29 protein-coding genes are annotated in these 21,409 nt (G+C 26.5%); 1 reads left to right on the forward strand and 28 read right to left on the reverse strand.

Annotation, left to right across the window (positions count from 1 at the left end; all coding sequences use genetic code 11):
* Positions 1 to 2: 2 nt before the first annotated feature.
* The 27 genes from CLPA_RS16855 to CLPA_RS16975 form a co-directional block, all read right to left on the reverse strand.
* Positions 3 to 578 (reverse strand): major tail protein, encoded by a 576-nt coding sequence (locus CLPA_RS16855; protein ID WP_003445960.1) that lies wholly within the window; start codon positions 576 to 578, stop codon positions 3 to 5.
* A gap of 20 nt (positions 579 to 598) precedes the next feature.
* Positions 599 to 931 carry a hypothetical protein gene (locus CLPA_RS16860; protein ID WP_003445958.1) on the reverse strand — a complete coding sequence of 111 codons (333 nt, stop codon included), beginning with the start codon at positions 929 to 931 and terminating at the stop codon, positions 599 to 601.
* Between the two features lie 2 nt (positions 932 to 933).
* Positions 934 to 1,317 carry an HK97-gp10 family putative phage morphogenesis protein gene (locus tag CLPA_RS16865; RefSeq protein ID WP_003445955.1) on the reverse strand — a complete coding sequence of 128 codons (384 nt, stop codon included), beginning with the start codon at positions 1,315 to 1,317 and terminating at the stop codon, positions 934 to 936.
* Positions 1,317 to 1,676, reverse strand: a complete 360-nt coding sequence (locus tag CLPA_RS16870) for a phage head closure protein (RefSeq protein WP_003445954.1) — start codon at positions 1,674 to 1,676, stop codon at positions 1,317 to 1,319. The genes CLPA_RS16865 and CLPA_RS16870 overlap by 1 nt, the downstream gene beginning before the upstream one ends.
* Entirely contained in the window at positions 1,677 to 1,967 is a 291-nt protein-coding gene (locus tag CLPA_RS16875) for a head-tail connector protein (RefSeq protein ID WP_003445953.1), read from the reverse strand. It abuts the gene before it with no gap.
* A 46-nt stretch (positions 1,968 to 2,013) separates the two neighbouring features.
* Positions 2,014 to 3,108: a phage major capsid protein gene (locus CLPA_RS16880; protein WP_003445952.1), complete on the reverse strand. Its 1,095-nt coding sequence runs from the start codon at positions 3,106 to 3,108 to the stop codon at positions 2,014 to 2,016.
* Positions 3,109 to 3,166: 58 nt separating this feature from the next.
* Positions 3,167 to 3,766 (reverse strand): HK97 family phage prohead protease, encoded by a 600-nt coding sequence (locus CLPA_RS16885; protein WP_003445951.1) that lies wholly within the window; start codon positions 3,764 to 3,766, stop codon positions 3,167 to 3,169.
* A gap of 4 nt (positions 3,767 to 3,770) precedes the next feature.
* Positions 3,771 to 4,988: a phage portal protein gene (locus CLPA_RS16890; protein WP_003445950.1), complete on the reverse strand. Its 1,218-nt coding sequence runs from the start codon at positions 4,986 to 4,988 to the stop codon at positions 3,771 to 3,773.
* Complete coding sequence (locus CLPA_RS16895) at positions 4,989 to 5,192, reverse strand: hypothetical protein (protein ID WP_003445949.1); 204 nt, start codon at positions 5,190 to 5,192, stop codon at positions 4,989 to 4,991. It lies immediately after the preceding gene.
* Between the two features lie 16 nt (positions 5,193 to 5,208).
* On the reverse strand, positions 5,209 to 6,894 hold the full coding sequence (locus CLPA_RS16900; protein ID WP_003445948.1) for a terminase large subunit: 1,686 nt from the start codon (positions 6,892 to 6,894) through the stop codon (positions 5,209 to 5,211).
* On the reverse strand, positions 6,894 to 7,352 hold the full coding sequence (locus tag CLPA_RS16905) for a phage terminase small subunit P27 family (RefSeq protein ID WP_003445945.1): 459 nt from the start codon (positions 7,350 to 7,352) through the stop codon (positions 6,894 to 6,896). Before CLPA_RS16905 ends, CLPA_RS16900 begins: the two co-directional genes overlap by 1 nt.
* Before the next feature lie 189 nt (positions 7,353 to 7,541).
* Positions 7,542 to 7,976 (reverse strand): hypothetical protein, encoded by a 435-nt coding sequence (locus tag CLPA_RS16910; protein WP_003445944.1) that lies wholly within the window; start codon positions 7,974 to 7,976, stop codon positions 7,542 to 7,544.
* Between the two features lie 2 nt (positions 7,977 to 7,978).
* The gene (locus CLPA_RS21265; protein ID WP_155760388.1) at positions 7,979 to 8,143 is read right to left on the reverse strand and encodes a hypothetical protein; all 165 of its coding nucleotides are present in this window, start codon (positions 8,141 to 8,143) and stop codon (positions 7,979 to 7,981) included.
* A gap of 105 nt (positions 8,144 to 8,248) precedes the next feature.
* Complete coding sequence (locus CLPA_RS16915; protein ID WP_003445943.1) at positions 8,249 to 8,518, reverse strand: hypothetical protein; 270 nt, start codon at positions 8,516 to 8,518, stop codon at positions 8,249 to 8,251.
* An 11-nt stretch (positions 8,519 to 8,529) separates the two neighbouring features.
* Positions 8,530 to 8,901, reverse strand: coding sequence for a DUF6173 family protein (locus CLPA_RS16920; protein ID WP_003445942.1), 372 nt, complete (start codon positions 8,899 to 8,901; stop codon positions 8,530 to 8,532).
* Between the two features lie 244 nt (positions 8,902 to 9,145).
* Positions 9,146 to 9,367: a hypothetical protein gene (locus CLPA_RS16925; RefSeq protein WP_003445941.1), complete on the reverse strand. Its 222-nt coding sequence runs from the start codon at positions 9,365 to 9,367 to the stop codon at positions 9,146 to 9,148.
* Positions 9,368 to 9,446: 79 nt separating this feature from the next.
* Positions 9,447 to 9,761 (reverse strand): hypothetical protein, encoded by a 315-nt coding sequence (locus CLPA_RS16930; protein ID WP_003445940.1) that lies wholly within the window; start codon positions 9,759 to 9,761, stop codon positions 9,447 to 9,449.
* Position 9,762: 1 nt separating this feature from the next.
* Positions 9,763 to 10,218 (reverse strand): hypothetical protein, encoded by a 456-nt coding sequence (locus CLPA_RS16935; protein ID WP_003445939.1) that lies wholly within the window; start codon positions 10,216 to 10,218, stop codon positions 9,763 to 9,765.
* Positions 10,215 to 10,475 (reverse strand): DUF5659 domain-containing protein, encoded by a 261-nt coding sequence (locus CLPA_RS16940; RefSeq protein WP_003445937.1) that lies wholly within the window; start codon positions 10,473 to 10,475, stop codon positions 10,215 to 10,217. The genes CLPA_RS16935 and CLPA_RS16940 overlap by 4 nt, the downstream gene beginning before the upstream one ends.
* Before the next feature lie 134 nt (positions 10,476 to 10,609).
* Positions 10,610 to 11,122, reverse strand: coding sequence for a GIY-YIG nuclease family protein (locus CLPA_RS16945; protein WP_003445933.1), 513 nt, complete (start codon positions 11,120 to 11,122; stop codon positions 10,610 to 10,612).
* Between the two features lie 93 nt (positions 11,123 to 11,215).
* A complete protein-coding gene (locus CLPA_RS16950; protein WP_003445931.1) occupies positions 11,216 to 11,965 on the reverse strand; it encodes a hypothetical protein in 750 nt (249 codons plus the stop codon).
* Between the two features lie 525 nt (positions 11,966 to 12,490).
* Positions 12,491 to 14,650: a hypothetical protein gene (locus tag CLPA_RS16955; RefSeq protein WP_003445929.1), complete on the reverse strand. Its 2,160-nt coding sequence runs from the start codon at positions 14,648 to 14,650 to the stop codon at positions 12,491 to 12,493.
* 25 nt (positions 14,651 to 14,675) lie between these two features.
* A complete protein-coding gene (locus CLPA_RS21270) occupies positions 14,676 to 14,843 on the reverse strand; it encodes a hypothetical protein (protein WP_155760390.1) in 168 nt (55 codons plus the stop codon).
* Between the two features lie 86 nt (positions 14,844 to 14,929).
* Positions 14,930 to 18,217 (reverse strand): hypothetical protein, encoded by a 3,288-nt coding sequence (locus tag CLPA_RS16960; RefSeq protein ID WP_003445927.1) that lies wholly within the window; start codon positions 18,215 to 18,217, stop codon positions 14,930 to 14,932.
* Between the two features lie 505 nt (positions 18,218 to 18,722).
* A complete protein-coding gene (locus CLPA_RS16965) occupies positions 18,723 to 18,923 on the reverse strand; it encodes a hypothetical protein (RefSeq protein ID WP_003445925.1) in 201 nt (66 codons plus the stop codon).
* A gap of 19 nt (positions 18,924 to 18,942) precedes the next feature.
* Positions 18,943 to 19,665 (reverse strand): hypothetical protein, encoded by a 723-nt coding sequence (locus tag CLPA_RS20155; RefSeq protein ID WP_003445923.1) that lies wholly within the window; start codon positions 19,663 to 19,665, stop codon positions 18,943 to 18,945.
* 73 nt (positions 19,666 to 19,738) lie between these two features.
* Positions 19,739 to 20,080, reverse strand: a complete 342-nt coding sequence (locus tag CLPA_RS16975; protein ID WP_003445921.1) for a hypothetical protein — start codon at positions 20,078 to 20,080, stop codon at positions 19,739 to 19,741.
* A gap of 150 nt (positions 20,081 to 20,230) precedes the next feature.
* Here CLPA_RS16975 and CLPA_RS16980 point away from each other — a divergent pair, with 150 nt between their 5' ends.
* On the forward strand, positions 20,231 to 20,458 hold the full coding sequence (locus CLPA_RS16980; protein ID WP_003445919.1) for a helix-turn-helix domain-containing protein: 228 nt from the start codon (positions 20,231 to 20,233) through the stop codon (positions 20,456 to 20,458).
* Positions 20,459 to 20,531: 73 nt separating this feature from the next.
* On the opposite strand, the gene CLPA_RS16985 is transcribed toward CLPA_RS16980, so the two are convergent.
* Complete coding sequence (locus CLPA_RS16985; protein ID WP_003445915.1) at positions 20,532 to 21,407, reverse strand: PDDEXK family nuclease; 876 nt, start codon at positions 21,405 to 21,407, stop codon at positions 20,532 to 20,534.
* Between the last annotated feature and the right edge of the window lie 2 nt (positions 21,408 to 21,409).

Here is a 21,409-nt window from a genome sequence, read left to right on the forward strand (position 1 = left end):
TCCTATGCTTGTACTGGTATTGTTGGGACTGCTGTTAGCCATCCAGCTAGTGCATTAGCATCTACACCTTCACCATCTGTATCAGCTATCAATCTCCAATTACCGTCACTTTCTCTAGGTATAAATGTAGCTTTTATTGTTGCTGTCTGAGTCTTTAATTTATCTGCATCAGTATCATAATTATCTGCTGTAAGCTGAAATTGACCTTTTAACAAACATACATATCTATAATTTGTTTTGTCTGACTTTAAGCTTCTAAAGCTCATTGCTACCCAAGGTGGAACATCATCTTTATTTTCAATTAAAATACCATTAATTAATTTTGCACCTTGTAAAAATGCTCTTGTTGCTGGACTTAGTTGATTTAATTCTATTTCTACATCTATGGAATCAAACTTTTGAATTATTTCTTCTATATCATCATCACTATATTGCTTTTCACTAGTAGATTTTGGTGTTATTTTCGCCGAAATTGACCTTTCATATTTTTTCATTGTGCCATAAGTTGTTGAACCTCCTACTGGATCTACTGTTAAAGGTGCAAAACTTACATCTCTTAAACCTATTTGTCTACTCATTAAACATACTTCCCTTCATTTTATATATTTTCTTCTAAATAAAAAAGACTTACCACCGTGTGATAAATCCCCGTATCAGCCTCATAAGGCATGTCTCTTATATCTAATTTTTTAAATCCTTGTATTTTTAATAAATTTACTATTTGTTGTGCTAAATCTCCTATATCCGTTTTGTACCAGATATCTAATTGTATATAATGTCCTGTGCTTTCTTCTTCATCTTCTGAAAAATCTTCACCTTGATTAAGATATGTAAAAAAAGTAATATATTTTGATGCTGTTCCACTATATTTCTGAAACGTTATTGGAATATTTAAAGAAGATAAACTATTAATTATAAAATTATTTATCATCCTTATTCCACCTTCTTCGCAATTTCTTCTTTAATTATCTCAAAAACCTGTTTCTTGTTTTTCTCAAAAGCAGGTCTTAAGAATGGTTGTGCAGGCATTTTGCTTGTACCAAATTCTATAAATGTAGCCCAAAATGGTGCATCTTTATCTTTTTTATCTGTTCCAACTAATACGTATTTACCATCTTTAGATTTTTTAGCTTTACTTATCTTCAGTCCATCTCTTAGTTTCCCTGTTCTTACAGGAGCACTATTTTTCGCATCTACTAATATAGGCTCTGCTGCTTTCTGTAAAGCTTCATCTTCTATTTTTGTCCCTTCTTTACCCATACTTTGGAGCTTAGACATTAAGCTTTCAAAGCCATCTACATCAAAACTAGCTGACATTACACTAACACCTCCCCAATAATTTCAAGAAATTCATTGCTAAAATTGTAATTATTAACATATTTAATGTTGTAAAATACATCCACTACTTGACCATCTACTATTCTTTTACCAAATTTTACTTTCATAGTATTATCTATTGCTTTATCACTTCTGTATCTAATCAAAAATCTAGTCATAGTCTGGCTAAAATCATGTCCACTTTTAAATACTTCTGTTCCTGAAACATTAGATATTTTTGACCAAGAAGATAAATAATCTTGCCATTGTGGTTCTTCATATCCATTGCTATTTGTTGTTACTGCCATTGCTCCAATAGATATACGTTTATTTAATTCTGCACTGTTATATAGTTGCATTTATATCACCTCGTCACTGGCACTTGCTAACATATCAAATATTGTGTCAATTATTATATCTCGCTTGAATGAACCATCAATATATTGGCTTCTATTATTATATAAATCATTGATTAGCTTATATTGTGCTGTAGTAGCAAGTTTAACTAAATTAGCATTGGTCTGATAACCAGTGCCAACACATGAATCTATATAAGTTTGTGAATTATCTATTAAAGTTTGTATATAAGCATCATCTTCTATAAAATCAGCATCAACTCTTAGATAATTTTTAACTTCATCTAACGTCATATCATCACCCCTTTAAATAATGGGGTATATACAACCCCATCTAAAATTAAGCTAACTCTAATTTTTTAACACTTCTTACAGAACCTTTTGCAACTGCAAGTCTTTCTAAGATTCTTAATTTAATAGTATCATCATTAAAACCTGCTTCTGTACTTCTAGCTACAGTTACACCTGCTCTCTCAAGAAATTTAACTGCTTCTTTTGAGTTAAGAGAATAGAAAATTTTAGTCATACCTGCACCTGGAGTAACTAAAGAAGAATCAAAAGTTATGATTGGTTTATTATTGAAATATTCAACACCATTTACATTAGTTATTAGATTCAAAGGTCTCTCTTGGTTATCTTTCTTGTTCTTAAGGTATGCATATCCTGCTACATTACATAATGTAATTAATCCAGATTTTACAGCAGGTAATGCAGTATCCATAACATTTTCTAAATCTTCATATGAAGTTGGAGTAGTTACTGCTGTTGCATTTGTATCTATAACTGTCATAATCTTTTTATTTTCTTTAGCAACTGCTATTTCAGAAAAGTTAGTTCTTGCTATTGATTCAATTTCAACTTCTGCATCATCAACTAATTCACTTGATAATGTTTGTATTAAACCAACTTTAGAGCAAGTAAAATTTAAGTCAGTAGTTACTAATGAACCATCAACTATATCCGCACCTTCTGCTATATCAGCTAAACTATTTTGGTCATAATCAACCATTGGGATTGTTCCACTGTTTTTAGTGACTGGTATAACATCACAAATTGATTTTAATGAACCAAAACCTTTCTTTATTTCTTGTAACTGGTTAACAAACTGGCTTGGCAATACAGCACTATTATCACTAGATACTATTACTGCTCTTTCCTCTGCTGATAATTCCTTACCCATTACACTTTTTACTATTGCTCTCATTTCACTTACTTTTTCCACTTTAACATCGCCTCTTTCTTCTTTTTTTGCTTTCTGATTTTCTAATGCTCTTTTTTCGTCTGCTTCTAATTCTTCTGCTATTTTTAAACTATCTTGTAATCCTCTTAGTTCTTCATTTAATGCTTTTGCTTTTTCAGCGTCTTTAGCGTCTAAAGCACCTCTTACCTCTGCTCTTTTTTCTTCTACTGCTTTTTTCATTTCATTAATATCCATATATTTTTTTACCTACCTTTTCTATAAATTTTTTTAATTTTTTGCATAAAAAAAGAACTTAATTATCTAAATCAAGTTCAAGTTTGATTAACTCTAAATCCAATTCATTTTGTTTTGCCTGTTCTAATTTTGCTCTTTCTTTACTATCAATTTCTTTTGCCCTTGCAAAAACTGTAGTATCTTCATACTGTGGAATACATAAAATAGAACCTTCATACAATTCAACTTCTAATAAAGTTCTCATAATACTATCATCATTTGCATTGTATTCATTAGATTCTCTTACACATGTAAAACCAAAACTACAGCCACTTATAAGTCCTTGTTTTATTAGTTCAATAGCATCTTTTCCATAAGATAAATTATCATTTATAGTTGCATTGAATCTTAAACCGACATTATCTACAGATAAAGTTAAAGTCCCAGTTTGTGTACTTGCTAAAGGTTTTGACCAGTCATGATGATATAATAAAAATATATTATGACCATCTTTTAAAGTATTATCAAAAGCACCTCTATCAATTTTTTCATAAAACCCTTGAAAAAGTTCTGTTGGACTATCGAATTTAGCTATGTATCCATCAATTTCTGTTGTATTTGTATCTTGTATCTGCCTAATTTCATAGTCTTTTACGGCTCTAAATTCTCTATTTTCCATATATTTAAGCACCCCCTTTCGTATTGATATCGGTACTCTTTTGCCATGTAGCCTTACCATCTATTAAATCTTTTAATAGAATCTGACCAGAAGGCAATGTTACAGTTTCATTATTAAAATCTGTATTTACTCCAAGAAGGTTTCTAGCATATTCTAAAGAATATACACCATTTTTAACATAGTCTATTATTATATTCTTTTGCTTTTCTGCACTTGTACGCAACATACTGTTTACATTAAATCTAATCTTATATCCTTTTCTTCTATCTGTAGAAGTTAGCAATTTCCAATCCATTTCTTGCTCTATTTGAACCAAAATAGGACTTATGGTATTAGTCAAATAACTAATATTATCTTCTTCACTTAAGCTCCCAGTATCTATTAAAGAAAAAGGAATACCTATTGTACTGGCAATATCTTTTTTCCCATTTATTTTTAATTCTGCAAATTGAGAGTCAACCAACGATAAATTTAAAGGACTAATTGAATATCCAGCAGGCACAGTGAAAATGCGATTATTACTGCTATAAATTCTGCTAAATTTAGCTTGTATTTTCTTCAATTCACTTTCTTCTTTAATATCAGAAGTTAATTGAACTACAGCTTTACTTGTTAATCCATTAGCAAATAAATTTTTTTGATAATTTTGTGCCTGTAAATTAGTATCTATCGTATCTTTTACATAGCTTTTAGTTGCTTTACAGTTAATTCCATCAAGAGAATTATCTCTTAATATAATCATATCTGTATCTAAACAACTTCCTTGTGTGCCAACACAATCAAAATCAACTAATACTTTACTAATAGTTTTAGTAGATTTTATTAATCCCACATCATCTACTGTAAATTGATTAATTTTACAAGGATATAAACCTGTAACATTACCTTTATAATCTTTTTGTATGTATAATCCACTGGTTCCATAATGTTTATATAACATTATAAGAGATTTAAGGCAATCAAAAGAATTCATAGACATATTAGGACGTAATCTTAACAGATCCCACAAATAATGTTTATTTGCTTCAATTTCACCTTTGTCTGTTGTTTGTTTAATTAAAACTGGTAATTTGGCAATAGTACTCCCTAAGATATTTAATCCAGTAATATAATTCTGCTCTCTTAAAGAATTTTCTGATATTGTATCCTCACCTTTAGTCCAAGCTGTCCAGTTAAATGTGTCCCCTGTGGTGTCTCTTTTCTCCAATCTATCCCAAAACAATTATTTTTCACCCCCTTTGCCACTTATAAAATAGCTCAATATTAACAGCTCTAATGCTAAAATATACATTCCTGCAAATGCATTTATCATAAAAGTTGTTAAAAATATAATAAAAAGGGATGTTATAGTTAAAATATCAGCCACAAGATAAGGTTTTATCGTATGTATTTTAAATTTATTAAAAATTGTTTTATTTTTTTTCATATTTTCACCCCTTTTATTACCAGTCTTTACTCATTTCATCTAGTGCATCTAAAGCATTATAACTATCATCTTCTCCAAGTAATTCTGTATATGCAAAGATTAATACTGCAACCATATCTATTCTTTGCTTGTTTTTATCTTCTTTTGCCAGCATTTCATCGTCTGATTTACCTACATCTGTTATTGCATTACTCATATTCCAATCAAGTAATTCATTTTTTAAATATTTAACCTGACTATCATACACTTTTTTTCTGAATTCTTTTGTTGCAGGAGATAAATTTGTATAAGTTTGCTTTAACTTTAATACATCACAATCTACTTCAAGTCTTTCAACCATTTCTTTTGCGTTCATAGGGTCTGTCACTATCATTTTTATTGTACAACCATATTTTTCTTCTATATTTCTTATGTATTCTTCTACCAGTGTATAATTTACCGTCATTCCTTTATGTAAATCACAATATCCTTTTTTTGCATAATCCCTATAATCTATTTTTTCTCTACGTTTATCAAGTGAATCAGCAGGTAAAAACCCATGAGACATACAATAAATAATATTATCTTCTTTATACATTATAGAAACAGCAGTTAAATCCGTTGTAACAGACATATCAATGCCAACTATTACATTTTTACCACTAAAATCAATGTTATCTACTACACACTTCTTCCAATATGTAATATCTATGTACTTATTTAACTCATTTGTTTCTAAGAAAATATTAAGATTTTTAGTTAGGAATTCTTCCTGCTCTTTGGTTTTTATCTTAGCAATTTCTCTATCAGATTTTATTTCATTATAATTTTCTTCAATTCTCAAAGGATTAGCTTTATAAATAGCTTCATCTGTCCATGCTTCTTCTCTTTCTGCATAATATAGTAAACAAAAATATCTATCATTTTTTATAATGCCTTTTAAAACTGCTCTATCATAATCAAGTTCTTCTAACATTATAGAATCAGATTCAGCATAGGCAGTTGTAGTACGCACCATTATCGGATTTTTTACACTAAGCTGACCTTTACGCATAGCTTGTATATTACCATTTGTTGTAAACGCTCCCATTTCATCCACACAAACACATGCAGGTCTAATCGAGTTGTTTTTATTTGCTTTGCTTGTTCTTGGATAATAATAACTCTTTGTTAATTTACATTTAATAATACCTATTTCACTTTCAGATACTATAAAATATTTAGCAATAAAAGGACTTGCACCTATAATTTGTGCCATAGCTTTTCTAAGTTCTTTCGCCAAATCTCTATCAATACAAATAGAATAAAACTCTGAATAATTTTGTTCTGTAAGCATTAACAATATGAAAACAATTGCAGTTATAAAAGTTTTTGCATTTTTACGTGGTATAAATAAAACAACATCTCTATACATCATCTTATTTATGTCATTTTTATATCTCCAACCAAAAATTGCACATAAAAATAAGGCTTGGAATCCTGCCAAACCTTCTAATATATTTTTTCCTGCTACAAAACCTGTTGCATAGTTCATTAGTTTAAGTAGATTATTAATTACTTTTAATTTGCTCTCACTAAAGCAAAACTCAAAATCATCTTTATATTGATTTATATTGTAATTTTCTAAAAATATTTCACATTGTTTTTTTACTTCCCAAGGACAAATTTCTTTATCATTAATAACATTATTACAATATTCTAATGCTTTATCTAATAATAACATTAATCCTCACCCCTTAAAGCTTTAGCAACGGGGTCTTCTTTATTTTCCTTGTTTTGCAAATTTAAATTTCCTAATTTTGCCCTTGATTGTGGAGATAAACTTAATTCATTAGTTGCTCTCCAAAGGTCTTTTGTATATTTATCTTTACTTGCCATTAAATCTTTGTTTTTTAATTGTTGTATATCTTCATTTATAAGTGTTTCTATTGCCTGTAATCTATCTATTGCTATACTACAAGTACTTAAAACATAAATATCTAAGTTGGACAATATCCCTGATGCTTCCAATTCTTTTACAATGTATCTAAAAATCTTCTTTTGTGAACTAGATAAATAGGTTGGAGGTTTAATCTTGTCACTCGAACCACGTAATTCTTGTTCTGCCTTTTGCCTATTTTCTATTTCTTCTTTTGTGAGATGTTTACTCATTGTATTTACACTTTTTGATGGACGAGCCAATTTTATCACCATCCTTTCTATTCGTTTCTATTAATAATGATTGTCAGTTGATATAAAATGTTGATTTAGGGATATATTTGTGACTGGTTAAGCCCATCAGATTCCCAACGGATAATTTTTATTGATTACCACTCCCCCCGTATCAAATAATATATTATTAAACATATTTATTTACTATATTATGACTTATTATAAATCAAATTTTTTATAAAACTTATCTAGCATATTAAATAATATCTTTTGTGTCTGCTTTCTTATATCTTCATCCTTATTATATAGACTATGTATATAGACATGATTGCCTTTAGTTAGTCCTATAAGATTATCACTATCTAATCTTTTATTCCAATCATCCTTTACTTCAACAATATGATGATACATCTCTGCTTGTATTACTAACCCTGTTGTCATGTACTCATAAATATCCATACCCAACTGTCTTGCCTTTACTGAATCTTTTATTCTTATCCAACTATCGCTCCTATAAAACTTCTGCTCTTTTATATCCGTTCTATTCTTTCTATATTTATTGTAGTATTCTTTCTTCTTTGCTATCTCGCATTCACATTCTGTATGCTCCAATACTTTCTTACCACATACACCACATTTCCTATATGTTGCCATTACTATTCACCTATAATTTTTTTTATTATCTTACATACCAATAATATTATTGCTCCTAAATTAAACACTAATATACTAAATATTGCTCCTATTAACCATCCAATTATAGGAGCAAATAACATAACAATTAATACTATTAATAATATAGTTAATAATGTTCCAATCATTTATTTTCCCTCCAATTATATTTAATTAGTTATATATTAATCTAGTACAGTCAAAAAAATAAAAAAGTAAGCACAATTGCTGCACTTACTTAATTAATCTATCATTTAAAAATTCCATTTTTCTTCTTCCTGTCGTCTTTTCACTAATATTTCTTTTTGTTCTTCTATTTTTTTATTCTTTTCATTTTTTAAAATAGAGCATTCAAATGATGGATCTTGTAATTTGCATATGGAACTACCAGAACATTTATCTTGCCCATGAATAATATTAACTTGACCATTAAATGCTGGTAATAAACCAAAATCATACTTTTGTCTAACTTCTTCTTTTATATTTTCACAATAAATAGTATTTCTAATATTATATGAACTCATAACACCATCTCCTATCTAAAACCAATAGTGTTTTTAGGTTCTTCTGGATTTTTTCTTTTCATAGCAATTAATACAAAGCTAATTTGATTGACATTTTGAATTAATTGTATTGGTGAACCATCTTCTAATTCTCCATAAAAATATATTAAGTAAGGGTCTTGATATCCTATATTAAGAATATTAAACTGAATAGTATTTCCAAATGTAACCAATCTCATTCCAACTGATTCAGAATCATCTAATCTCTTGTCAAAATCATTAATTTCTTTTACTAGCTGTTCATAAAAAATATTAGCAAATCCATTATCATATTGTTTAGTTTTTTGAATATTTTTTTGGATACGTTCCATATCTATACCAAAATCATGAGGTCTATATTCCATAATCCCATCTCCCTAAATATTGTATTTTATTACTCTATTCTACAACATTAGGTTAAATTCCTTTATTTATTCAATAATTTATTCATATTTTTCTATTATTTATCTAATCAAAAATTAAAACACCCAAGGGTGACTAAATCCTTGGGCTTCCCAGTATAATTTACAAATGACAAACACTTATTCTTATATTTTAATCTTATTTGGATTGATTGCAATACACTAAAAAGAATCCTGTTAAGAGTCCTTATAATATAATTTCAATAGAATATAACTCATTATATTTTACTTGTTCTTTCTTACCATTTTCTCCAGACAAAGTAATACTTTCATCTCGTTCTTTTCCTGTTAATATAGTATTAAGAAAATCGCCATTTTGTTCACACATAATCTTTCCTATACCATTATTAGTATCATTTACTTCTGCTGGAAAAGAACTCCCGTCTTTAAATTTTAAAATAAACTTCATACATACCACTCACCTTTCACCATATTTTCTATAAGCTTCTATATGTGAAAGATGATGTCCTTTATTTGTCGAACGATTATTATACTTCCATAATCTTATTAATAATATCTAATTCCTTTTCATAAAATCGAATTAATTCATTATTAATTCCAATTATTCTATCATTAATTTTAATCTGCTGCTCTATATTACCAATTAATTCTGCCATGGTCTTATCTTTAATTTCATCACATTTTTCTTTTTCCAATTCTAATATTTCATATTTTATATTATCTAAACCTCTTAATAATTCTTCAGCGTCAATATTAATTTTAACTGTAATATCTTGTATTTTATTAGATTTATTATTATCTTCTTCTACCACTAGATAATAAGCATTGCCGATTCTCTTCATATTATTTTTCCTCCATTTCAGAAATTAATATTTTTTCATTCCATATTAATCCCTGTCTGCAAACATGTCCAACTCTAGTACTAGAAGTTAATAAGTTATTATAGAAACTCTCGTTCTCATCATAATCGTTATAATCTAACCCAAACAACTCAACAAATACTTCCACATCTACAAATGGCTCTATAACTTCTAAAGAATCTATTATTCTTTTATTTAGATAGCACATTTCATTTTTAACATTATCTAATCTAATTTCATATTTATTGAGCATTAATTCCAAATCTTTTTTGAGAACTGGAACGTTTATACCATCTATATCGGCTATCTGCTTTCTATATTCTATAATAAGTTTTTTGTATGTCTTTTCTTCTCTGCAAAGACTCCAAGCCTGCTGCTGAAAAGTCCCTTTTGTATTAACTTCAACAATTGCGTTATATAATTTGTTATTTTTTATCATAATAATTCCTCCTGCTCTTTATATTTTTTTATTGTAAATGCCACAGATTTAAAATTTGAGCAAAATCTTTTTAGTTCTGTATCCCCATCAAATTCTTTTAATAAATCTCTAACTGTATCTGTAGCTATGAACACAAAAGCATACTGCTCCTGACCATTTCTATAAATTTTTTCTATTCTATCTTCAAATATGCCATTGCTATATAAATAGGCAATTTTATTTCTGTTGACTATAAATAATTCCTTTAATTCTTCCATCTCACTATCCTCCAATCTAAACAAAAGGATGCTCAATATTATAAGCACCCTTTACTTTTTTATATTTTATTTGTATAATTTATTTTGACATTAATTCATTTGGATTGTATCTACTGGAATAGATATAATCCCTTTTATATTTCAACATGTTTCCATTTTAATCCTCGTCTAATATTATTAATATGACTAAGGCTCACATTATACATTTTAGCTAATTCTATATCTCTATAAGTGTGATCTCTCATATAAATCTTTATTTGTACTATATCTTCTTCCGTTAAACGGGCATTAGGATTTCTACTTCCTCTTTGTGCTGCACTCATTTTAGGATAATTCTCTTTATACCTCGGGCAATCTTTTGGTTCTTCCAAACAACATACTGGATTTAATGATTTATAATATTTAGTCTCAACTTCTTTTTTATTTGCATCATCACAGTACTCTAATATTTTATCTTCTAAATTATTTTCACCTATTTCATCATAAATCTTTTGTAACAATTTATTTTTATGATTTCCATGCCTTAATAATCCTAAATGTGTGGATTCTCTATTTCTCAGACCGCCTGATCCAACATAGATACATTCTCCTGTTATCTTATTATAAATACCATAAACTCCTATTACATCTTTAATTCCATTTGCCATAATACATCCTCCTAAATTTTAATTAATTTTTTGTATAAAAAAAAGACCATACACATTTGTGTACAGTCCTTAATTCTTAATTTAATATAACCTTTACATAGTTACTCCATATCGGTCAATGCTTAAACAATCAAATCCATTCTCGTCTTCATCGAAATCTATGTCTATTGTATTGTCTTTAAATCTTATCAATTGTATATCGTCTATAGCTAATAATTCTGTTTTTTTGTTATGTTCCTTATCATATAAATATATAAAATTATTATCAAATTCCAGTGAACACCAATAATTCAAACTGTTCCATTCATCTGTAACTTTTTGTAAAAATTCTGGAGTTATAGTTTCCACTTCATCTTCATATGATTCTTCTCCAAGCATTTCTATTTTTTCATTCACTAAATCAATATAAAATTGTTCTTCATCACTGGTAATATAAATATTGCATTCAGGTCTGTTATAACTTAATGCATCTACACAGGACAAATCAATTTCATATTCATTTCCGATATTACACAAGATTCCATCTATTATATATAAATTCTCACTTTTAGTTTCTTCTAATATATCAATTACATATCTTTCCTCTGGAGTTGATTCATGAAATTCATATTTTTCTTGTTTTAGTGCATCTAATATATAAGAAATATATAAATCACTTTCTATGTCCTTAAGATAATTTAATTGAATTTTTTTGTAATCATATTTATCGTCAAAAATATCGAAAATAAAACCCTTATCTTTTCCAAGTAAAAATCCTACTTCTACTTTTTTGCCTAGTATCTCAGTTAATTTACTAGATATTTCATTTCCTAATTCTTTTTGTTGCTGATTAATTTTTTCCATAATATTATTCCTCCATTTTTATTTAAATTTTTTATTATGTATTTCAATTCACGTCCATAATAGTGGGTGCAGTCGCACTATTTCTTAGTGGATAACGAGCCAAAGGCGAAGTTAGACACTTAGAAATAGCTTGCCCACTTTAAATATAAAAAAAGAAGACCATTATATTAAATGATCTTAATTGTTAAGTTCATGAAACAACTATAGATATATAAAATTTAATCCAATCATAATTATTTAAAAATCTTAGTTCTCTTATAAAAAATTTTACACACATTTGTGAGCTATTTAAACTATACTGGGGATTAAGGAAAACTAACCAACATTTTTATTTTTAAATTAACTACAACTAAGGTTATTCCTTACGTCATAACCTAGTTTCCGTAAAATTAAAAATAAAAAAGCTGCGAGTAGTTTTCCTTCCCCAGACCCCACAACCTTTCACTCGCATGATTAATTTTTGTTTATTTTTTTAACCCCCTAATCTCCTATATATTTATATAAGGAAATAGGGTGCTAATAATTTTATATTAAATATTTTCCTCTTTTTACTGTATGCTCTATAAACCACTCTTTTATATAATTATTATTTTCTCTTAATTTATCTAATTGTTTTTTAGTTAAACCAGTTTCGTTGTATAAATCTTTTGTTGTTACTTCTCTATTCTTATCTTGTTTTTCTAACCAATTTGTGAATTTAGTATTTGCTTGACCTTTATTTGCTCTATTATCATTTTTTGATTCTTTAAATTCTTTCAGTTCTTTATCAAACGGAACAATAACTTTTTTACCTACAGTTGTTGCAAATAAATTTTCAATCATATCTAATATTAATTTTTTCTGTTGAAAAATATGTATTTCAATTTTATCTTTAAATTGATAATTTCTTAATTTAGTTCTATGTACTTCCTGATAAAAGTCTGTAACAATTAATAATGCCTTAAATTGGTTCAATAAAGGTAGTCCAAACTCATAAATCTTATGTCCAAAACTTGTATATGTATTATTTCCTACTTCTTCTCTACTTCTATCTTTAAATATTAAGTCATCACTTAATTTTTCAGCATTTTCAATATTGGTACAATATACCAATGTCTTCTCCCATTTTATAGAAGTAGAGAGCCATTGTATTACATATTCATAGTCTGGTAGTGTATGCCATCCAACCATAAACATTTTAGTACAATCTTGCATACTATTTTCTCCCTTTGTTGCTCCAAAGTAGTAAGTAGATACACCTTCATCTGGCATGGGAATATTTACTTTATGCTTCAATAAATTTGCTAATTGTACTGATTGGTCTCCATATGTAACTACGTAACTTTTATTAAATCCTAACATTTTATTGTTAATAAATTTGGCACATGCATTTATTAAATATTTTTTTTCTGAAAAACTATATCTATTCAACTTATGTTTGTTATATACATTTATCGTTAAATTATCATATAATCTGGTATTTTGTATATCTAAAAACTTTAAATCACCTTTATCATACATACCTAAATATAATGGGTCATAGAGAGCAGTACCATCAAAAATTATAGTCTTAAATGTATCACAATATATTTCCCTAAGATTTTTACTACCTATAGTACTTATAAATTCATTTTTACCTTCATATACATATAATCCACCTTTTGTTAACACATCATGTATATGCTGCAATTCACGTTTATAATTTTTCCCAATATATTTATCCCATAATGTTATAAAATCCATATCATTTTCACAAATATTATCATTATTAATATTTGATATTATAAACCTTTTATATTGCTGCCTTAATCTCTGCATTTTAGATATTATAGTATCTTCTATATCTTTCCATTTATTTTGTAGTTTAGTTTTATCATCAGTTGTTTCATATTTACATTTATCTATATCAGTAGATATTTTATTTAATAATGATTTATTAACTTTAACTGTATCAAGCATATCAGGTCTTTCATCTATAAGTAATAAATTTCTTTCACCTTTATTATTTTTATCAATATTATATGTATTGTACATTTTAATACTTTCTGCACATTCTCTTAGTCTTGCATTTGTTATCAATAATATTGGATATTTCATACATTCATATTTTTGTGTAAATATTTTACATCTTTCATAAAATGGACAATTATTAGATGTACATATTTTGTCATCAGATTTTTTTACCTTTTTATTTATGCACATTTTTTCATTCCAACCTTCAAGAATATATGTATATCCTCCTAATCCCATTTTATTTAAACAATCTTCAGTATGCCTCAAACTTTCTAATCTATCGGTTGCTATAATTATTCCATTACTTGTTTTTTTATCTTTATATAATTTTATTTGCTTTTTTAATATTTCTAATGTAATACTGGACTTACCAAAACCGCAAGGTGCAGGAATAACAGTTATAATATTTTCTTTTAATTTACCATATATTATTTGTGATGTTTCTTTTGCAAAATAAATTTGATCCTTCGTCGCACCACCTCTGCTACTAAATGTATCTATAAAACTATTAACTATATCATCGGTTATATCCTTACAATTTTTTGTAATATTTACTATTTCATTAGAATTATACACATCTTTAATTAATTCTATGTTATTATATAAAGCTGAATTTCCATCTAAGCTACCATCTTTATTTTCTAAATTTCTATAATTATATTCTATATTCTGTATTAGTTTTTTTCTTTTCATTCAACCATCCCTTTCAACATTTTTCTTATTTACTCAATATATGTTTGTCCCATTTATATTGTAATTCGTTAAACAAATCATTCATTTCAAATTCAACAAATGCTTTATATTTTTCTATTCCGCAGCCTGTACATATTGCACCTTTTTCAATGAATATATTTGCTTGGTATAAATTAAAAAATTTCTTTTTCATATAAATATTCCTCCTGTTTCAATCTATGAAAATGAGTTTAAATTCACTTTCATAAACGGGGGCACGGTAGTGCCCCATTATATGTACTAAGCTATTCCAACAATTACTTCTGCTGATTTTGCATTATTTTTTATGATTTCTTTTATAATTACATCTTCACCCTTAGCACATAATAAATCTTGATTATTATATACAAAAGCTACAAATGTATTATCCAATAATAAAGCTGGCTGCATACTTTCTTTATATTCTCTAAACCCAATATGAAATTTAGTATTATTATTTTTATAGCTTTCTAAATTAACATGATTAATAACATCTATGTATCCTATTCTTATCTTAGTATCTTTAAATTTATCACTTTTTTTATTTAAAAATCTTAATCGTATATTTTCTTGTAATTCTTCATCATTAATTTTTATTTCTATTGGTTCTTTTCTATAGTTCTTAAATTTAAACTCTATATCTCCATTTATATCTGGTATATATTGATATTTCTGCACCGTAATACTTGTTTCATCCAACATTTTAAAGCAGTCACAATTAAAATAATTGAACATAAATGTTTCTGAAGTTTCTGTTGCTAATATACTAGAAATCAATCTATAGTCATTATATTTTGCACTTATTCCATCAGCTCTTTCTAATACATCAATATCATGTAACTTATAAAGTTTTATCTTCTCTTCTTCATATTTAGCTTTTTCAGCTTCATTTTCAGTATTTTTTATTAATTCATCATATTTTAATTTAATCTTACTTCTATTGTTTTTATAATAATCATATAAATTTACAATCTCATTTTTACATTCTTCCCAGTGCTCATTTTGTTTTTCTGTAGGATTATAGAAAAATTTTTGAATTAATTCCTTAGATGTTGAAGTTTTACTTACTTGTTCTAACTCTTTTCTCTTACTTATAATTTCATCATAAATTCTACTTGCATTTATATCTAAAGCATTTTCGTGGAATATATATTTAATTCTTTTTCCTTTCTCATCATAAAAGCCTTTTCTATATCCTAAAAAATAAGGATTCTTACCGTATTTATCTTTTTCTTCTTTATACTCATCTTTTTCTATAGGTATAAGAGTTTTAGGAACATCTATAGCTTTCATGCTTAATATTCTAAGGTAATATGAATCTCTTTTATAGTCTTCAAACCCCTTATCAATCTGCTTATGTATTTCTTCTTCAGATAATTCTGCTAATGTTTTTGTAAAATTTTGTTCAAGTGTAGTCTTAAAATGTAAGTAGCTACCTCTAAGTATTTTTTCACCTTTATAATCTAAAACATAATTACCATCTTGAATTAAATATACTTTATTCCTTTTATTTTCTTTAACAATATCTTTGGTAAAAGTGTTATGAAAAGCATCCCACAATTCTTTATAAGTCTTTGCTTCTTCTGTTTTATTATATATATAATTGTAATAGTTATAGCTAGTAGCTTCCGCACTAACGGAACTCGTCATATTAGCTATTTTACCAATTAAATTTCCTGTTGAAGTTATAAAAGCAGAATATCTATTGTTATCTGTCCACTTTTTTGATGGTTTTTCTTTATTAATATCTTCTATATTAATAAATGGTAAATCTGTCTTAACAGCATTTCTAATAATAGGATGATTAGCTACATTTATTGTATCTGTATCAAAATCCATACCTGAAGCTATTTCTTTTGTTAAATCATGGCAATTACATATAACTAAATCTTTACTTAAATGTCCATACCAATCATCTAAAAAATTATTATGTACAAATGATAGATTTAAAATCTCACTGAAGGATGCCAGAGGATTTCTTGAACAAGTTCTTATATCGCCATCTTCTGTATCACTGCAATAAAATTGATGCTCTTTAAGTCCACGATGATTGCTAACAAACTTTTCATTTTCAGTCCTATTAATAAGCCATTCACAGAATGAAATTGGATCTTGTGTAACTGTTTTATAATAACTCTCTACATATGCTTTTCCTGAGCATAATAAATTTAATTGTTTTTTTATCATTCTTGCAACATGCTTTTTTACATAATCACTTTTTATAAGATTAGGATTCTTAGCTATCAATTGTTCTGCAACGGTTGATACAGATATAGCTTCGTCTTCTTCTATATCATCATTCTCACCGTCGCTATTAAATTTTTTACCTTTTAATAAATTTAGATATAAAAAAGTTGCATCTATATCACCATCTAGTAATCTATTAAACATATTTTCAGTAGGTTTATATATTTCTTTAAGTTCATCAGAGGATAAATTTAAGTTGCCTAATAATTGATAATTTGTTAAGTTGTATTTTTCAATTTCTGAATAAGGCTTATTAACTTTGGTTATCCATAGATTTTCAATTATATCTTTATAATTCTCATACTTTTCATCATTTACTTTTTCGTATATTTGTTTTAAACTACCAAAATGATCTGCCCACTTTGCCATACTGGCATTAATTAAAATATCTGCATCATCTACGCATTGCCATTTATTAAACATATTCTTTATGTATATTTTTCCATTTTCTCTTTTTTCAATGTAGTCAGTATCTTCTCCATAGAATTTATGTATATATTTTTTGAAATCGAATGAAACCAATAATCCTTTGGTTGCTGTATTATAAATTCTAATGCCACACCAAGTGATTGGGTGTTTATAGTCTCCATCTATCTTAATCTCATTAGCAAATTCCATACTCATAAGTCCACATCCATCAAACTGAGTTACAGGAACATTTCTATATTTTTTTAATTCTTCATCTCCCATACTATCAGTAATTTCTATTACTTTTTTATTTATTACAGTTACAATATCACTAGTTATTATTCCATTACATTCATCTACAATTATTGCTTTTGGTTTTAATTTAGTCATATAAGCTGTAGATAATGATAGTGCCAATCTTGCATGTTCCGTATTAATTTTTTTATCTTTCCCCTTATACTTTTCAATTTCACCCAATGATATAAGATTCTCAAAGAATATTTTAAATGCTATATCTTTTTTTCTTATCATCATACAAGCACCTTTACTAATATCATCTTCATGTTTTGTCCATGAAGGCGTTGTTATTAAATAAGTATAAGTTTCCCCATTGAAATCTATACCAGTTTGTAATTCGGCGAGTCCATGTTTATTATTTAACTCAACTATTATTACATTTTCTAATAACATATCTTTCTCATATTTTTTATTAAAATACTGTAGATAAATATTAAAAAATGCACTTTCAGAAAGTGATATTTCAGAAAGTTTTAAATTAATGCTTGGACTAACATAAAACTCTTTATATTCACTAGATCTAGCATCAATGATTCCATTAATATCACCTTCTCCAAACTTATAAATCTTGTACCTTTTTAAATTTTGTTTTCTCATAATATATTCCCCCTTGGATTTTTAATTTATATTTAACAAGCTGCATTACAACTTATTGTTAACTTATATAATTTACAAAAAACTAAAGAGAGCCAAAACTCTTAGTTAATTTTAACAATGTAATTAAATCTAAAATTTACAATATAACACTAAAAAAGTATAGACTTATCCTGTATAAATATAGGATAAAATTTTTACAATTAAAGTATAATAGTTTTTAATTTTGTAGACTTAAAACTACAAAGATTGTATATCACAAATCCTTTTTAAGTTTTATCGGTCACATTAAAAACAATTATTCTTTATAGTGTTATATTAAATTTTAGATCTAATTGCACTGTTAAGATTCACTAAAAATTACAGCTCCCTTATCTATATTAGTATTACCTCTTTGTAATACTCAATTTCATCTCAACATTAATGATGTGAATAATATGCAATTAAAATCATTAGTTTAAATCTAGCACCATAAATTTTATTTGTCAAGCTTTTTTATGGAAAATTTTTATATTATTCCTTGTGCTTTTAATTCTTTGGTGTAATCTTCTTCATTTGCTCTATCATAAAAATCATTTAATGAATCCCAGTCTGCATCTGCATATGCGTCCTCTATTGATTGTCTATGTTCCTGAATTTTATCTTTAAGTAAATAGTTTGCTAGTCTAAATAATAAAATTGCTAATTTAAATTTCATTGTTTTTATCATATTACATTACCCCTCAAAATTATATTTCATATACTTTACCTTCAACATTATCCTTATCCCCTCTAACATGAGGTTTAATCCAGACTGTTTTACCACTTTGGTAGTGTCTTAAATGTCCCCTAACAGTCCACCCTAGTTTATGTCTCTCATAATATCTTTTTTCTTCTTCAGTCAATTGAATATAATCTGTGTTTAATCTAATAATGGTCTGATTAATTAATTTAGTTCTTGGTTTTTTTCCTGCTCTTTTATTCTTTTTAGACTGAATTTTTTTAGTTGTAGTTTTAGTCTGTCTAATGACACATTCTTCATTTAAAGCTATATATACATATATTAATGTTATAGTTGTTATATCTTGCCTTATCCATTCCTGAGCTTTCGACATAAATTCAGGTTTATTTTTATATTCTAATTCCTCATCATATAAGAAATCAAAATTTATAAACCTATCATTTAATATATCTTCTTTACTTTTTTCAAAATCTAAATGAAAGCCATATATATATTTTAATTGTGAATTGTTTTCTGGTTTAATAAAATTATAAAATTCATTTTTATTTTTATAAATTAAATTATCTACATAAATTATATTAATTTCCTCAAAAGGATCTTTTATTATATCAATATTTTGTTTAATATAATTCGTATTCTTTACATACCAATCCTGTATTGAATTTATATCTTCTTGAGTAACCTCAATGGTATCTAATCTTGATAAATAACTAACAGTTAACTCTTTCATACAATCACCTTATCCCAAACCATATTTTAATTTCCATTTTAACAGAAATTTATATCAATCACCTACCAAGCTTCTAATATTCAACAATAAGTCTGTACATGATATTATGTTTCAGGATAAGAATATAACTATCTTCATAAAAATGTACACCTTTAATAATATGTTTAATATCTTTCATATCAATAAATACGGAGCATATACTTTCAGTTAAATCCTCAAGAACCAATGTTCTTTTATTACTATGTTTATATTCATTAATATACCAGCAAAACTGTTCAAAGGTTACTTGAGTTTGTACAATTCCATGTATATCCAATGTAATAGTTTCCTCACTAATCTCATTTAAATATAACTCAAATTCATTAAAACTAACCTCAATACCAAATTCATTATAATTTCCATCTTTTAAAAACATATTTTTATTCCCCCTTGGATTTTATTTGATTCACCTTATGTTTATATTGTAAATCTTAATTTATAAATTGTCAACTATAGTTTACAATTTATTTTATTTAATTTACATTTTAATCTTTATAATTTATAATAATAGCCGAGGTGTTAAATAATGATAAAATGTAATTTGAGAAAAATTTGTTTTGAAAAGGATATTAGAACTATATCAGAATTGCAAAGAATCACTGGTGTATCGAGACCAACTTTGTATAAAATGTTTGATAATAAAGATTTGTTGACAGTAAAACTAGAAAGCTTTAATATTGTTTTAAATAAATTACATATCAAAAAATTATCTGATTTAATTGAATATATTGATGAAAATACTGAATATAAATAATAAACCTGGGAGGATATGGATATATTAATAGCAGCATTTATTTATAATATAATTAGAAGAAGGTAGCAGAATATTAATCTACTACCTTTTTATTAAAATATTTATTACTTAATACAGCATCATAACTAAGTAAATATTTTATGCTTTTTAAATTACTAGTATTATTTATATTACATAAGATATCTATCATTTTAATTGAATCTATTAATATAACACCATTTTTAAGTGCAAATTCTTCAGTTTTAATATAAAATCCTTTGTGGCTAATCACCATTAAGTATAATGGATTGCTTCCTATGAATATTTTATCATTAACATTATTAAATCTATAAAAAAGGCTATCACCAATAATTTTTCTAATAAAAGATATATCTAATTTATATTTATGAAATTTCACTTGTGCTATTAAAAATATTGGATTTTTTAGAATTGCATCTGACATTAAATTAGTACTCTTCATATTAATTGTACCTATTATATCTATACCACAATCTTTTGAGTATGAAGTTGTCTCAACATTAATTCCAATATCTTTGAGAAATAATGTACAAAATTCCTCATAAAATTTACCTTTGGAAATTTGTTGTAATGAACAAATATAATTAAGAATAGTAATATACTTGTTTCTACATCCTTTAAATGAATTAATTCCAAATTGTGTATTTTGTATATAATAATATGGCAAATAATATTCAATATTTATATTACTTGTTGTATGTATTTTTTCTGATAGCTTTATTAATGTTTTTGCTAGATCCTCATAAAATTTAGATGTATTATCACAAATATTATCTATAAATTCATCCAAACTTAAATTTAATATATTTTTTTTAATAATATTTTCAGAAATATCTAATAAGTATTTATCAAGCTGAACTCTCTCTTGATAAAAATTATTATTCATGTAATTAAAAATGGCATTTTTGACTCTAACACTAAGATTTTTCATAT

Source organism: Clostridium pasteurianum DSM 525 = ATCC 6013 (assembly GCF_000807255.1).
Lineage (GTDB): Bacteria > Bacillota > Clostridia > Clostridiales > Clostridiaceae > Clostridium_I > Clostridium_I pasteurianum.